At 56.2% G+C, this 14,147-nt stretch carries 14 protein-coding genes and 1 pseudogene; 13 read left to right on the forward strand and 2 right to left on the reverse strand.

Going from position 1 to position 14,147, the window contains the following annotated elements; all coding sequences use genetic code 11:
• The first annotated feature begins 64 nt into the window (after positions 1 to 64).
• The 5 genes from AMC88_RS30790 to AMC88_RS30810 all read left to right on the forward strand — a co-directional run bounded on the left by AMC88_RS30790 (position 65) and on the right by AMC88_RS30810 (position 2,815).
• Complete coding sequence (locus AMC88_RS30790; protein WP_010678589.1) at positions 65 to 310, forward strand: DUF1127 domain-containing protein; 246 nt, start codon at positions 65 to 67, stop codon at positions 308 to 310.
• A gap of 48 nt (positions 311 to 358) precedes the next feature.
• The gene (locus AMC88_RS30795; RefSeq protein ID WP_064826347.1) at positions 359 to 1,120 is read left to right on the forward strand and encodes a class I SAM-dependent DNA methyltransferase; all 762 of its coding nucleotides are present in this window, start codon (positions 359 to 361) and stop codon (positions 1,118 to 1,120) included.
• A gap of 298 nt (positions 1,121 to 1,418) precedes the next feature.
• Entirely contained in the window at positions 1,419 to 1,994 is a 576-nt protein-coding gene (locus tag AMC88_RS30800) for a dihydrofolate reductase family protein (RefSeq protein WP_037146207.1), read from the forward strand.
• Between the two features lie 213 nt (positions 1,995 to 2,207).
• Positions 2,208 to 2,462 (forward strand): type II toxin-antitoxin system HicA family toxin, encoded by a 255-nt coding sequence (locus tag AMC88_RS30805; RefSeq protein ID WP_064826346.1) that lies wholly within the window; start codon positions 2,208 to 2,210, stop codon positions 2,460 to 2,462.
• The gene (locus AMC88_RS30810; RefSeq protein WP_064826345.1) at positions 2,459 to 2,815 is read left to right on the forward strand and encodes a type II toxin-antitoxin system HicB family antitoxin; all 357 of its coding nucleotides are present in this window, start codon (positions 2,459 to 2,461) and stop codon (positions 2,813 to 2,815) included. The genes AMC88_RS30805 and AMC88_RS30810 overlap by 4 nt, the downstream gene beginning before the upstream one ends.
• 167 nt (positions 2,816 to 2,982) lie before the next feature.
• On the opposite strand, the gene AMC88_RS30815 is transcribed toward AMC88_RS30810, so the two are convergent.
• The gene (locus AMC88_RS30815; RefSeq protein WP_064826344.1) at positions 2,983 to 3,300 is read right to left on the reverse strand and encodes a sunset domain-containing protein; all 318 of its coding nucleotides are present in this window, start codon (positions 3,298 to 3,300) and stop codon (positions 2,983 to 2,985) included.
• Between the two features lie 257 nt (positions 3,301 to 3,557).
• Between AMC88_RS30815 and AMC88_RS30820 the strand changes: the two genes are divergently transcribed.
• The 7 genes and pseudogenes from AMC88_RS30820 (at position 3,558) to AMC88_RS30850 (ending at position 12,165) form a co-directional block, all read left to right on the forward strand.
• Positions 3,558 to 4,013, forward strand: a complete 456-nt coding sequence (locus AMC88_RS30820) for a hypothetical protein (RefSeq protein ID WP_064826478.1) — start codon at positions 3,558 to 3,560, stop codon at positions 4,011 to 4,013.
• A 1,278-nt stretch (positions 4,014 to 5,291) separates the two neighbouring features.
• Complete coding sequence (locus tag AMC88_RS30830; RefSeq protein WP_064826342.1) at positions 5,292 to 6,071, forward strand: hypothetical protein; 780 nt, start codon at positions 5,292 to 5,294, stop codon at positions 6,069 to 6,071.
• A gap of 280 nt (positions 6,072 to 6,351) precedes the next feature.
• Positions 6,352 to 6,432 (forward strand): annotated as a pseudogene (locus AMC88_RS34760) (calcium-binding protein); the annotation flags it as partial.
• 48 nt (positions 6,433 to 6,480) lie between these two features.
• Positions 6,481 to 8,463, forward strand: coding sequence for a calcium-binding protein (locus tag AMC88_RS30835; protein WP_150128067.1), 1,983 nt, complete (start codon positions 6,481 to 6,483; stop codon positions 8,461 to 8,463).
• A complete protein-coding gene (locus AMC88_RS30840) occupies positions 8,358 to 9,023 on the forward strand; it encodes a calcium-binding protein (RefSeq protein ID WP_418314176.1) in 666 nt (221 codons plus the stop codon). The genes AMC88_RS30835 and AMC88_RS30840 overlap by 106 nt, the downstream gene beginning before the upstream one ends.
• A gap of 68 nt (positions 9,024 to 9,091) precedes the next feature.
• Positions 9,092 to 10,849, forward strand: coding sequence for a type I secretion system permease/ATPase (locus tag AMC88_RS30845; protein WP_064826339.1), 1,758 nt, complete (start codon positions 9,092 to 9,094; stop codon positions 10,847 to 10,849).
• An 8-nt stretch (positions 10,850 to 10,857) separates the two neighbouring features.
• A complete protein-coding gene (locus AMC88_RS30850) occupies positions 10,858 to 12,165 on the forward strand; it encodes an HlyD family type I secretion periplasmic adaptor subunit (protein WP_064826477.1) in 1,308 nt (435 codons plus the stop codon).
• A gap of 231 nt (positions 12,166 to 12,396) precedes the next feature.
• On the opposite strand, the gene AMC88_RS30855 is transcribed toward AMC88_RS30850, so the two are convergent.
• Positions 12,397 to 13,491 (reverse strand): nucleotidyltransferase family protein, encoded by a 1,095-nt coding sequence (locus AMC88_RS30855; protein ID WP_064820393.1) that lies wholly within the window; start codon positions 13,489 to 13,491, stop codon positions 12,397 to 12,399.
• Positions 13,492 to 13,800: 309 nt separating this feature from the next.
• Between AMC88_RS30855 and AMC88_RS30860 the strand changes: the two genes are divergently transcribed.
• Positions 13,801 to 13,992, forward strand: a complete 192-nt coding sequence (locus AMC88_RS30860; protein WP_010021640.1) for a hypothetical protein — start codon at positions 13,801 to 13,803, stop codon at positions 13,990 to 13,992.
• The last annotated feature ends 155 nt before the right edge of the window (positions 13,993 to 14,147 follow it).

The following is a 14,147-nucleotide window of genomic DNA, read 5'->3' on the forward strand; positions in this document are numbered from 1 at the left end:
CGATAACACGTCGGACGACATTTCACTAGATTGATATCACCGCAGAACAACTTGGACGTAAGTTATGACATTCGAACTCCGACAAACTGAATTTTCGGATCGCTTTGCTCCGAGCTTGTTGACGAAGCTGGCAGCTTTGCGAGCGCCCGTCATCTTTAGCTGGTGGCAACGGCGCGAGACGGAAGAGGCACTACAGTGGCTATCGGACCGTGATCTGGCCGATATAGGTGTCGCGCGCCATGAGATCCGCGAGGTGGCGCGGTCGCAAGCGCCAACTTTTGCGATGCCCGCGAAGCGGCGGGCAAGGTGATGGCGAAACCGGTCCTCAAGCAACCGCATTATCAGCGAGGTAAGCAAGATGCACGACGACGGGCTTTTTGACGAAGAGATTGCAGCAACCTATGACGACGAGGGTGGCATCTCGGCCCCGGAGGTCGTTGATCCGGCGGTCAATCTCCTGGCCGAGTTGGCAGGAGGTGGGCGGGTCCTGGAGTTCGCGATCGGTACGGGCCGCTTGGCGCTCCCTCTCGCGCGGAAAGGGGTTCAGGTGGAAGGCATCGAGCTTTCGAGAGCGATGGTGTCTCGCCTTCGCGCCAAAGAGGGCGGCGCGGAAATTCCGGTGGTGATCGGCGACATGGTCACGACCCGTGTCGAGCGGCGCTTTTCCCTCGTTTATCTGGCCTTCAACACGATCAACAACCTGACTTCGCAGGAAGCGCAGGTCGCTTGCTTTTTAAACGCGGCCGCGCATCTGGAAACTGGTGGGTACTTCCTGATCGAGGTTGGTGTACCGCCGCTTCAGCGGCTTCCGCTCGGTGAGACGCTCCTGGCGTTCGGCCGCTCCGAGACGCATTGGGGCATCGACGAATACGACGTGGTAAACCAAAACTTCTCGTCCCATCACATCTGGTTCCGGGACGGAAGCTATAGGCATTTCTCCGTCCCATTTCGTTATGCATGGCCAGCGGAATTCGATCTTATGGCGCGACTGGCCGGCTTGAAACTCAAAGACCGATGGGGTGGCTGGAAAAAGGAGCCGTTTACAAAGGTCAGCGATCGACATGTTTCCGTTTGGCAGAAGATCGCAAATAGGGAACACGCTCAAGCCCCTGGACCGTGACTTCTACTATGGTGACCCGCGCTGCATGCACCGACTTTCCGACGGCTTTGATCTGCACTTCTGCGATAGGTGCATCGGGAAAACTCTCGGTCCTGATAACGGATAAGGGTGTGGGAAACTCAAACCGGATTATGCCTTCCGACCGCAGCGTCCGGATCACCCCCATAAGTCCGATAATGGCCGAGGGGTTGGGACGCTTCAAAAGGCCGCGACGTATTCGCTGCCCCAGATGTAGATTTGACCGACGCTCATACGTCATGAAAGCGTAACCTTAACCGATCGGTCGCGGAGAACGAACATGACCAAGGTCGCTTTCAATATCAGCATGTCGCTCGACGGCTTCATTACCGCAGGAAACCAGACCAGGGAGGAACCACTCGGCAAGAACGGCGAATTTCTTCACGAATGGTTCTTCAGCAGCGGTGCAGAGGGCGATGCATATGTCCAGCGCCTCACCAGCAATATTGGCGCCGTGATCTGCGGGCGCAAATGCTATGACGACTCGATCCCATACTGGGACGAGAACGGGCCGACGGGTGCGCTAAGGCTGCCGCTTTTCGTCGTCACCCACCGGCCGTTACTCGCCTCGCACAGCACTGGAATCTATCACGCGGTTAGGACAATTCCCGACGCGGTGAAGCAGGCGACGTCGGCGGCCAGAGACAAGGATGTGAGCCTCATGGGCGGAGCCGATATCTTTCGTCAAGCTCTGGCCGGCGGGCTCGTCGACGAGATCGAGTTGCATATCGTGCCGGTGCTCTTTGGCGCTGGGACTCGCCTGTTTGACACGCTGCCCGAGCAAATCAAGCTTGAGCCCACCAGCATGCTCGAGACGCCGCTCGCTCGGCATATCGCGTATCGCGTTGTGAAGTAAGAGAAGGCAACTGCCATGCCACATTAGTAAATAGTCGTCAAAAGGATAGGTGCTGGAACAGCAGGGTCGCCGGTTCGAATACCACGCCTTTGAAGGGATACGAACTGCCGACCCGATTATTGCCCCACCACGCCCTCCGTTCGACCTTTGGGATGAATTCCAGAGGTTGAGTTTGTGCTTGCATAATCAGCAAGCGTCTCTATATTTGCTAGCATGAACAGCAAGCAGAGAAAGACTCTCGCGGCGGTCTTCAAGGACCCGGTCTCGGGAACCATCGAATGGGCCGCTATAGAGAATCTGCTTGTGGCTGCCGGGGCCGACCTCATTGAGGGGAACGGTTCCCGCGTTAAGTTTGAAAAGGACGGGATCATTGCGAGCTTCCATAGACCACATCCGGCCAAGGAAGCAAAGCGTTATCAGGTGCGCGATGCTCGCGAGTTCCTGATGCAGATTGGAGGAACGCCATGAACATCATGACCTACAACGGATATCACGCTCGCATCGAATTCGACGCTGAGGACGATGTGTTTTTCGGCAGGATTGCAGGTATCTCCGATGTAATCGGCTTTCACGGTGACAGTGTCGCTGAACTCAAGAAAGCCTTCCATGAGGCAGTCGATGACTACCTGGAGACCTGCAGGAAAATCGGCAAAGAGCCTCAGCGACCCTATTCTGGGAAGATGATGTTTCGTGTCGCTCCCGAAGTCCATCGCCGAGCAGCTCTTGCTGCTGAGCTTTCGGGAAAGAGTCTGAACCAGTGGGCAGAAGAGGTGCTGAAAGAGGCCGCCGACCATTTTGCCGAGGCGCGCTTGCCGGCGTAGTTCCCTTCACCGTACCGCCCCTCGGCGTGTCCGATGAATTGCTGTTCCCTTCGATCCATTATGCGATCTTTCTGGCCGAAAACATGAACATCCTAGCAACTAGTCAGGCAGTGGCCCCGAAAGCACGCGGTGCCACAAAGGATCGTCCATTCCGAATCCTCACTTCATTACGATTTCGATTTCCGCCAACCGGCCGCCCAAGCTTCGGCTTCCGAGCAGAACCAACGTTCGCCATACTGGGGACTGATCTTCGTTTGTGCGTAGTATCGCTGCCCCGGTACGTGGAAGGTGCGCTCGCCGGTATTGATGCTGACATTGCCCTTGATCTTGCACGTTTGTCCGGAGCTGCCCGAAGCGCTCCATGAGGCCAGCAAGTCGCTCGCGGTCCAGCCGCCGGCAGCACCAAAGGCGAGCGCGCCGATGACCAAACCCGGAAACTTGAGAAGCACCGACCGCTTCTGCGGATTGCGATAACTGCGACGCATCCCCCATCCCCATCATTTCGCGCGAGGATTGTAACTGCGCTGGGGCACGGCGAATATCTATCCAAAAGGCTTATGTCGACGTTCAGAACTTGCTGGGTCGCCCGCATGCGCGGGTGTGGCTGCGATGATTTGTCAGCGCCACTGTTCATCGGAGGTTCATTGAGCAGGAGCACCAATGGAGCCCTTCCGTCATCGGCGCCATAGCGCAGGCGGAAGAGAAGATGGAAACGTCAACATCATCGACCGAGGCCAATCACATGTCGCACAAATTGCTTCTCTCCGCTGCCGGATCGTTGCTTGCTGCATTTATCATGTCGACGCCGGCGCACGCGCTGACAATGAAGGAATGCAGCACAAAATATCAGGCGGCCAAAGCTGACGGCTCTGCCAAAGACATGAAGTGGAACGATTTCCGCGCCAAATTCTGTGGCGCGGACGCTGCTGCCGCCGACAAGGAAGACGAGGCGGACGTCGCAAAGACAACTGACAAGGAACCCGAAAAGGCGACGACCGCGGCGCCGAAGAGCGTCAAGTTCCCGAAGGCGATCGACAAGAAATATTCGACCGAGACGCCTGCAAAGGCCCGCCTCCATACCTGCGTCGATGCCTATCATTCGGCCAAGGACGCCGGCACGCTTGGAGATCTGAAGTGGATCCAGAAGGGCGGCGGCTATTGGAGCCTTTGCAACACGAGCATCAAGGCCGCTGGCTGAACGAAGGCCTAGATTTTCAGAATGCGGAAGGCCGCCGCAAGCGGCCTTTTGTTCCTCAGTGCCAACAAAGTCTTGCATCGCAGGAGATCCCACAGACGAGTTCTACCTGCTTCCACGACACGACCGAACTTCTCCGTTGCGTTATAGACCGTTTGCCGCCGACAAAGCTTTGGTTCCTTGGTGACCACTTATTGTCCATCGGGAGTCCAGCGAAGCAGATTGGCGCCTTTGCTCCAGCTGACAACGATTCCGTCCGGGTCTAGGATTATGATGCCAGTGTAGACCGTAATTGGAAAAGGGCTGCAGCTTTGATCCGAAGATTTGAAGCTAGTGTCGATCTCCCGAGCACCCACTCCACAGAGCACACGTTGCGACTGATGCCATTTCAATACACGGGGCACAGTCGGCAACGCTGTGAGCGTCCTTTGTATTTGCGAAGGAACGTGCCACGCAATTGGCAGAAATTGTCCACCTGCTTCATCTCAACCACGCGATCGAATATTTCCTCAGAGGGCGGGGCTTGGGGCGTTACGAGGGGTGCCAGTATTTCAGCAAGGAACGTGAGCGATGCGCGTTAGAGCGGCGTATGCTATAGTTGTCGATCATTCCGCAGAGGCACATCAGGATGCTGATAGAAGTCGCGTTTAAGATGACTACTTTTCTTCGATTCCTCCGAAGATGGATCGTTATTTCAATCGTCGCCCTCGTATCCACATTTTATCTGGTGAAGTTCCTAACCTGGGGGATATCGCCCGTGATCGGCCTATTATTCATCTTCTTCTGGCCGGTCTGGGTGCCACCGGTTGTAGGTATGATGGCCTTTCTTGGCGTGCTCGGGCGACGGCGTGACATTCGGTCGAACGCGATTCCGCCGTCGACGAAGGTGCCGTACTATTCCGATGAATTTCAGCGGGAGGACCGAGCGCGGGATTAGGCCGCGTTTGCTATCGGCTCGACCTTCTGCACCGATCCCGAAAAGCGAATCACTCCCTGGATCCTTGATTTGGCCAACGGAAGCAGGCTTGCTTTAGGCCAAGTACGAGGCGCCCTCCGAGTTTTATCCTATCGTGGCACATCTCGACTGGACCTGATGACTATAACTTGTACGAAGAAAAGATTGCAAACGCTGATTGACTAAGCGTTGCCATTCGCACAAATTATTACAGGCAGAATTCAGTGAAGCACAGTGCGTGACGTGGGAGCGCCCTATGTCTTCACTCAGCCTAACACAACTAAGTTATTTCTGTCGGGAGCTGTGTTCCGCTGGGGTGCTGATGCATGCGTTCCGATCATAGAAAAATTTTTGGCAAAGCGATCGGGCGCCTTGTCCGGAACGTTGCTCAGGCCGCGATGTTGTTTTTGATCGCTCAACAGGGCGCTGCATTAGCGGCGGGTCGGGACGAAGTGGCCGCACCTGCCGCATGCGTTCAGCCAAAAGAGCGATATGAAGCGACGTACGGAATCGCTCTTGATCCCGAGCGACCGTTCTATGTCGACATCGGCCCTCATCGTTATGCTGTTCCCTGGAAGTACCTTCATCCTAGGCCACCGAAAGTCATGGCCAGTTGCAAATTGAAGGGTTTAGGAGTGCAGTTCTGGATCCCCGACGGCGAAGCGCCAGAAAGGGATTTGTTCTGGAAACCTGAGTTCAATCCCTCGGAGAAGGGCAGGCCGACACCAACCCTCGAGGATTGGGTAATTAAAATCACGACCGTCAAATATTACGAAACTCAGCCTCCTGCCGATACTAATCCTGATCGACTAATCGCCAACGTTCTCCAATTGAACCGAACGACAGAACAGAGGGGCGAACTCACCGTGGTAAAGACTGAGGGGCCCGAGTTCCGAGACTTTGCTTCCTTTACGACAGGCCCTGAGCAAAGTCTTTTGTTCACATGCCTAAAGGGAACTCCGCGCCAAGTATGCCAAGGGTTCCTCGATCTCAAAGAAGAGCATCTTGCCGTGCATTTCTTGGCGCCTGGAGAGGCCATTCCGTTTCACGCTAATATTGGCAAGACGCTGGCTCGCCTGCTTCGAAGCTGGAAATTACCTAAATAACTCGACTCAAAGAGGGCTTCGATGATTACGCTCTCGGAAACGCAGTTAGCTGTGTTGAACGCGATCACGTACGAAGGTGGGCCACATTACTGGGAGGGCTATAATTATCTGCTCTCGATCATCGAATCGGACAGCGCGTATGACGATTTTGAATACTGGTTGGGAAAAGCTGCTGAGATCAATGCCAACTCGTTCAGCAGCGAGGCGAACGCCTTTATTCGTGGTGTGACAAGGGCAGGTCTCTTATACGACTTTAATTGGTCGAGAGGGCGACGACACTCTGGACGGTGGCGACGGCAACGACATTGCCTTTGGCGGCGACAATGACGATGCGATCAGCGGCGGCAACGGGGATGACTACATCGACGGCGGCAGCGGCGCGGATACCATATACGCTGGCAGCGAAGCGGTGGCTGAAGACGCTGGGAACGATATGGTTTTTGCTGGTGCCGGAAACGACATCGTCTCAGTGGGTGGTGGTTCTGACATTGTCTCTTTGGGTGCTGGTGACGATGTGGCGCACTTCGTGATGCCGCCGCTCGACAACGGGTCATCCCAAGTCCAAACCGTTATTTGGGGCGGAGACGGTGCTGATTCATTCTATTTTGCAGACAACACGTATGTGTTGTCTGTGAGCGTTGACGGGATTACAGAAGATCTCTTAAAGAACCTGAGCACGAGCGCGCTATTCTCTCTGTTCAATTACGACAATGAATGGTCCTATGATTACATCATTATCAACTTGGAGCAGCAGGATAAGATATTCGTAGAGGGTACGGAAATTACCAATGCTGTTGTTGTTCAAGATATCGAGAACGAGGATACTGGATTCGTTTTTGATTATACATTCGACCATCACGGTAATGACGGATGGGATTGGCATTACTCTGAAAGTATGACGCGGACTGAAACCAGAAGCCAGATGGATTACTTCGATACGCCTGGATTCGATCAGACGGCGCTTAGCGGGGGTGCAAACGGCCTTGTCGCTATTTTCGGCCACTTCGTCCTGGAAGGGTTCGTGGACGGCGCTGCTGGCATTCATTTCGTCGGGGATGGGATCACCGGTCGGTTGGAGGTAACGACGACCGTTCAGCAGATCAATGTCACCTCTTCCGACACCACGAGATATGACCCGTCCAAGAATGCGGCCTACATTGTGCCGAAGACATACGACCTTGTTGGGGATCCGACATCGGAGCACGAGGTGCGTTGGGAAGGCTTCCACCTGAGACCGGATGGCTACGAAAATAACACGGTCCCCACGGTCGACTTGACGAACCTACAACGTGACGCTGATAACGTTCTTGCTGGCAATGCCGACGAACAGGATTTTCACGGTTGGGGCGGGCGGGACACCGTCGACTACAGTGCGTCGTCCGAAGGCGTCTCGCTTGACCTCGATTACGGAGGTGACGGCGGCGACGCGAGCGGCGACACTTTCGACTCTGTTGAGAATGTCATCGGTACAGCGTTCGACGACACTCTCTGGGGCAGTGCCACTGGCAATGTGTTTACCGGCAACGCTGGTGACGATTCTCTTTATGGCTGGCTCGGCGACGATACATTGCTTGGAGGCGCTGGCAACGATCACTTAGAGAATGGGATCGGCAACGATATTGTTCTTGGCGGTGAGGGCAATGATTTCGTCGTCGCAGACGTCGGCAATGACTCGATTGACGGCGGTGATGGCAGCGATACGGTGGCCCTTTCGGGCGGCAATATTGCTGAATATACAATCTTTCGTACCGCTGATGACGCCGTAACGATTGTCGGTGCGTTAGACGGCATCGACATGCTCCTTGACGTCGAGATCATTGCGCTCGGCGGCCAGAATTACAACGTCAGCGATCTTGCCCCGCTTTTGCAGACGGCAGCGTTGATCGAGGGAACTGCCGCCGACGATAGCTTGAATGGCACTGCGTCCAACGACATCATCAACGGCCTAGAGGGAGACGACACAATCACCGCTGACAACGGCAGCGATATTGTCAATGCGGGTGCAGGAGACGATGTGATCAATGGTGGCGCCGGCAACGACGTTATTAACGCCGGCGATGGGGACGACACGGTCATATTCACCGGCGTGTTCTCAGACTTCACTCTGGCCGCGGTCGATACTCATACTGTTCTCGTCCAGGCGGATGGCATCAACTCCATCATCCGGGACGCGGAGATGATAACGTTTGGCGCCCCAGAGGGTGGCTCTGACCACTCAGTCGATATCGCTGCTTCCTTGATGCACATGTGGCGCGCGAGTTCGCTGGCACAGATGGCGCCGACACAATTCAAGGTACGTCCGGACGCGATGTTATATATGGGTATGGCGGCAGCGATACGATCTTTGCCAAAGGCGGTGACCATGTCGAAGCAGGGTCCGGCAATGATGTGATCCATGCCGGCGACGGCAGCAACGACCTCTATGGTGGAACAGGATCCGACACCGTCATATTCGACGGTCCTCGATCCAGCTACATCCTCTCAGTCTACGACGACGTTACCGTGCAGATCGATGGTCCGAACACCACAATATGGGTAGAGGATGGCGAGTGGTTGGTCTTCGACGATCCGGACAGCGAAGTCGACGAAATCGTCAATATCGATGATTTCCTCAACGGTGACACCGGTAGCAGCGCTGCGGAAGGTGATGTCGCCACCACGAGCACGCACGTCGCTGCACCCGAGTCGGTGTCGATCGAGTCGGCGTCGGGGGAAACCTCGGAAGCTTCTCTTACAGCGAGCGCCGAGATCATCTCGTTCCCGATGATCAACACCATGGAGCGTCATGATATCCAGCCGATCGCACTAGAAAGCGCTGCTCATGGCGATGGCGCAAACTCTGAGTTTAGCGCCGATGTGATATCGCTACAGGACTTCATGAACAGTCACGAGGAGGTCACGAGCGACTCCGATCTGTGGTTCGAGCCTGAACCGATTGGGTCGGTGATCTAAACTAGCCGAGAGGAAACGCGATCTGGCGCGTTTCCTCATTTCATGCCTATTTGTGAGATTTGTTCCTGATGTCTTCTGCAATCCGTCGCAGTCTACGCCGAAGCTGGGTCGAGCTCGCAATCTTCTCGGTGGTCATTAATCTTTTCCTGCTCGTACCACCACTCTATATGATGCAGGTCTATGATCGCGTTCTTCCCAGTTCTACCCTGCCGACGCTCGTATATCTTTCGCTAATCGCTGTCGCTTCGCTGGCGTTTCTGGCGCTCATGGAAATCGTTAGATCGATCTACTGCCAGCGGGTGGCGCTCCGTCTCGATCGTGAGCTTGGCAGGAGCGCTTTCAATGCTTCGCTTTTGTCATCACGAGGCGCCGCCGGGGACATCCAAGCCCTACGGGATTTGTCGACAGTGCGGAATTTTGTCGCCTCCAAAGGCTTGGCGAACCTGATAGATCTACCCTTCGCGCTGCTGTTCGTCGGTCTGCTCTTTTTCATTCACCCAATCCTTGCCATTGTCACAGTCAGTGGGGCGGGCTTGCTCGTCCTTCTAGTCGTGGCAAACCATTATGCAGCGCGTTCGGCAGCAGGAAGAAGTCAGGAGTCGCAGGTTTACGCAAATCTGCTGGCTCAGGCTTTTGCTCGCAATGCCGACACCATCCGCGGCATGGGCATGCAATCCAACGTAGCTGAGGTCTGGGGTGATCGGTTTGCAGAATCCGCGAAGCTGCAGGACCGCGCGGCTTTTGTGAATGCCCTATACGCCGGATCCTCGCGGACGCTCCGTATGGTCCTGCAACTCTCGATTCTCGCGGCTGGAGCAGTGCTCGTCATGACGGGCGAGATGACGGCCGGAATGATCTTCGCGTCATCGACGATATCGGGAAGGGCCTTGCAGCCTATCGACCAATTGGTAGCAGGATGGCGACAGGTTGCCGACTCACGAAAGGCCTTCCATCGGCTTTCGCAAGCCGTCGCTTCGATCGAGAATCTTCAGCAAAAGCGAATTTTTCTGCCCGCCCCAAATGGCAAGCTCACGGCCCGCGACCTTGTCTGGGGACCAGTCCAGCAGGGTGGTGGATCTACCCCAATAATGAAACGGGTCAGTCTCGAACTTGAACCAGGAGAAAGTCTCGCAATTCTTGGCCCCAGCGGCGCTGGAAAGTCGACGCTCGCCCGGCTGCTTGCAGGCGTCATTGAGCCGACAGGGGGATCTATCGCATTGGATGGCGCCGAGTACTCGACCTGGGATCCCATCCAACTGGGCAGCGCGATCGGGTATCTCGCTCAGGATGTTCAACTGCTGCCCGGGACGATCGCCCAGAACATAGCTAGGTTTGCTCAAGACGCTTCTGACCAATCGATCACCGATGCGGCGGCCGCAGCCGAAGCGCACAAGCTGATTTCAGGGCTCGCCAACGGGTATCAAACAGTTATCGAGGGAGCGGCATCGACTTTGTCCGGTGGTACGCGGCAACGCATCGGTCTTGCGCGTGCGTTCTATGCTTCTCCAAAGGTGCTCGTACTTGATGAACCCAATGCCAATCTCGACTCCGAGGGAGAAGCGGCACTGGAGAAGGCGCTACTTAATGCGAAAAAAGCCGGCACGACCGTCGTTTTGGTAACGCACCGGACATCGATCATTCTCAAATGCGACAAGGCCCTCGTCTTGAACGAAGGCGCTGCGGAAATGTTCGGACGCGCGGGCGACGTCGTGCAGCGCCTATCTGGGACCGTCAAGGGAAGGCGCGCTGCGACGATCCCTGCAGCCCAGCAAGCCGGTCCTTTGAGAAGCGATAGTAATCCGGCATCCGTGGCCGCGGCGGAGTGATCGTGCACATGACGTCGGGATGGGAGCACAAACTTAGGAAGTCGACTAATACGCCGGCCTTGGTCGGCTATGTTGCCACCTTGGCAATGTTGGCAACGTTCGGTTTGTGGGGCGCCATAGCACCAATTGGCGGAGCCGCCGTCGCAGCCGGAACAATCGCGGCGGCAGGGCGTAACGTTCAGATGCAACACCTAGAAGGTGGCATCGTTCGAGAAATCAGAGTTCGTGAAGGAGACGAAGTCCATAAAGGCGATGTCGTTCTCGTTTTGGATGACACGTCTGCACGGACGCAGGTGAATCGGCTTTCCAAACAGTGGCTTTCGCTTGCGGTGCGCGTCAGCCGATTGGGAGCGGAGCGCGACGGCGCCGACCGATTTGTCGGTTCATCTGCAGGTATCCCAATCGCCACATCTGATGGGGCGGCGATAGTCGAGGAGGAGCAGAAGGAGTTCTCGGCTCGCCTGACACGATTTCGGTCGGAGCTGATTATCCTGGGGCAACGGCTCGACCAACTTTCTGAGACGAGGGCAGGCTTGCTGGCTCAAGGCGCAGCCGTGGAAAGACAGCAGGCCGTCATCCGTGATGAGCTGCAAAGAAAGCAGGCTCTCCTTGAAAAAGGATTGATCAACCGATCTGACTATACCGAGCTTCTCCGGATCGACGCCGATTTGGGAGGGCAGGCCGCTTCGATCGTGTCAGGCCAGGCCTCGACCGCCTCACAGATCGCCGAGGCCAAGGAACAGATCGAACGCCTGCCGAGCGAGCGGATCGAAGATGCAGTCACGAAGTTGAATGAGGCGAGAACCAACCTGCGCGATGTCGAGGAACAACTCGCATCGGCAGTAGCTGTTCTCGATAGGACTGTCATACGCGCCCCGGCCGACGGCATCGTCGTCAGTTCGATCTATAATTTCGTCGGCAACGTGATTGGTCCGGGTGAACGTATTATGGAAATCCTGCCGACGACGTCAAGGCCCCTAGTTGAGGCAAGATTGCAGCCGAATGATATTGACGCCGTGCATAAAGGGCAGGCCGCTCGACTGCGATTGACGGCGTTGAATGCCCGGCTGACGCCTGAGGTCGACGCAGTCGTCGAAGACATATCGGCAGATAAGTTGATCGATGAGGCGACAAAACAACCGTATTATCGGGCGCTCCTGAAAATATCCGATCCGCTCCCGTTTGCATTAACCGCGGGGGACCTTCATCCCGGTATGCCAGTCCAGGCGTTTATCACGACCGAGGATCGCACCTTCTTCGAATACCTTTTGAGGCCGGTGTTTGACACGATGCAGCTCGCATTCGTTGAAGAGTAGCCTGTGTCCTCTTGTGATGTGAGCGATCAAGTCGCACTTCGGCGTTACGCGCCAACGTCTGCGGAAGATCCTGGAAAGAGGGCGGCTTGGAAGGCGTCCCTCGGCCTCTTCCTCAAAAGGATGGCTGGTGCCACCAATCTTCGCCTTGAGCGGACTCGAACTCTCGGCACCATATTTGTCTCCGCCACGTCGAATTAAATCAACTGGCTGGCTTTGGAAGCGGAAGACCACCTATCCTCCAAACGGAAGTTCAATTACTTCGCGGTTTTTTTTTGCCCCCTCGATCAGGACTGTCCCGAACCGCTCGGCATCTTGTGCCGGCAGCATTCCCGCCCCTGTTCGAATACCTTCTTGCCACGCAGACCCGCGCTCCCATGCTTCGTTGTAGACGAGCGCCAAGTCGGCAGATCGCCTTGTCTGCTGCAGGGCTTCAAAGAGCAGCGCAGCTTGACGTATGTCCTTCTCTCGCTTCGCCGGCCCTTGTCCGCCAGTGTGTCGGCGGCTGGCGACGATGAGCTTGTGGACCGCATACCGGGACGGATCAGGGACAACGACAGGGACCCCGCTTCGGTGGAGCAGCATTGTTCTGACTGGTTCCCTGATGAGGAAGTCGAGAAAGCGCAGTGGATCCGCGCTGGCACCGCCGAGGGAGGGCATCTTCGCCGGCTGGTCGAGGTAGTCGTCCGAACCACGGTTCGACGTCAGGAATTCAACCCTGTAGCCGTCGGCATTCTGAAACGCCGACGAGGCCGCGGATCCTGATCGATGGGGAACCGGGCGGAAGCTGGCGTCGACGCCCTGCAGCAGTTCTATGATCGGAGGCAGGCTGTCTTCAACCTCCCTGCTGATGGCATAGTCTTGGGCGATGTCCGCATCGCCGGTCAGGATCGCAGCCATGGGAAGGCGGACACCGAGCAGTCCTGAATAGCACTGGAAGGCCACTGTGCCGATGAGAACGCCCCGGAGTCGAAAGAGACCGCCGTCGGCAAGGGCCTCGACAATGTCCCCCGACATGGCGTCGGGGGCGATCATCCCGCCTTCGCGGGTCAGGGTATTTACCAAGCGCCTGCGAGCGCGTAAATCGTCCTTGTCCCGCTTATGATCGGCCACGCGCTGCGATATATCCGGATCGTCAGCAGGACCGACGTAGCGACGTTTCGTACCACCATGTCCATCCGGGATGTCGAAGTACCAGTACTTGCGCCCCTTGATGTTTGCGGGGGTGAACCGGCCCTCTGGAGGGAAATCGGCCGTCCAAGCGGCGTCGAGCGAGCGCTGGCCTAGCTCGGCAAGCATCGTCTGATACATGATGTCGATGGACTTCATAAGCTCCACTCCGGCGTTATACTGTTTTTCAAAAAAAGTATAACCGTGGGGAGGGAAGGGAACAAGACGCCTCGACAAGCTCCACCATCGCAGCCGAATCGCATTGTGCAAAGCACGAACCTTCACGAGTTCAATGGCTGACCGCTTCAGCGTTGGAGAACCTTCTTGCGCACCATCCGCTCCACCTGCCGTCCTTGTCGCGCGCCGGAGGTTAATGAACGCTGCTCAGTACCAACAACACATCGTTCTCAATCTCGTTAACAATACGAGATGCCACGCTGCCCAGAGGAAGATTCAGTACGCCCGCCCATGGGTGCCTACGATGACGAGATCTACGCCACCCTCGTCCGCCAGCCCGGCCCGTTGCTGCGATTCCCGAAGGCGTTCGAGCATATTGCGCGTCATCTGAAGCGCGTTGAGCTCCTGTTCGGCCCGCGTGCAGACTTAAAGAAGTTGCGCCACTCGCTGCAGATAGCCTCCATTGGGATCCGCCGGTATTGAATGCTCGCGGCTGGTTGATCAGCACGAAAGAGGGCGACCTGATACATCCGGCAGAATTGGTTTGGTTTAGGAATCGGGCGAAAGGGCTAAACAAATATACTTCGGCATAATAGCGAGGGCACTCTAGGCAGAGTTAATGTTGCAACGGCCCCTAA

Origin of the sequence: Rhizobium phaseoli, from assembly GCF_001664385.1 — a bacterium.
Classification (GTDB): domain Bacteria; phylum Pseudomonadota; class Alphaproteobacteria; order Rhizobiales; family Rhizobiaceae; genus Rhizobium; species Rhizobium phaseoli.

Coding starts and splice junctions, on each gene's coding strand:
- AMC88_RS30790 (WP_010678589.1), top strand. CDS start 65: ATGACATTCGAACTCCGACAAACTGAATTTTCGGATCGCTTTGCTCCG.
- AMC88_RS30795 (WP_064826347.1), top strand. CDS start 359: ATGCACGACGACGGGCTTTTTGACGAAGAGATTGCAGCAACCTATGAC.
- AMC88_RS30800 (WP_037146207.1), top strand. CDS start 1,419: ATGACCAAGGTCGCTTTCAATATCAGCATGTCGCTCGACGGCTTCATT.
- AMC88_RS30805 (WP_064826346.1), top strand. CDS start 2,208: ATGAACAGCAAGCAGAGAAAGACTCTCGCGGCGGTCTTCAAGGACCCG.
- AMC88_RS30810 (WP_064826345.1), top strand. CDS start 2,459: ATGAACATCATGACCTACAACGGATATCACGCTCGCATCGAATTCGAC.
- AMC88_RS30815 (WP_064826344.1), bottom strand. CDS start 3,300: ATGCGTCGCAGTTATCGCAATCCGCAGAAGCGGTCGGTGCTTCTCAAG.
- AMC88_RS30820 (WP_064826478.1), top strand. CDS start 3,558: ATGTCGCACAAATTGCTTCTCTCCGCTGCCGGATCGTTGCTTGCTGCA.
- AMC88_RS30830 (WP_064826342.1), top strand. CDS start 5,292: ATGCGTTCCGATCATAGAAAAATTTTTGGCAAAGCGATCGGGCGCCTT.
- AMC88_RS30845 (WP_064826339.1), top strand. CDS start 9,092: ATGTCTTCTGCAATCCGTCGCAGTCTACGCCGAAGCTGGGTCGAGCTC.
- AMC88_RS30850 (WP_064826477.1), top strand. CDS start 10,858: ATGACGTCGGGATGGGAGCACAAACTTAGGAAGTCGACTAATACGCCG.
- AMC88_RS30855 (WP_064820393.1), bottom strand. CDS start 13,491: ATGAAGTCCATCGACATCATGTATCAGACGATGCTTGCCGAGCTAGGC.
- AMC88_RS30860 (WP_010021640.1), top strand. CDS start 13,801: ATGGGTGCCTACGATGACGAGATCTACGCCACCCTCGTCCGCCAGCCC.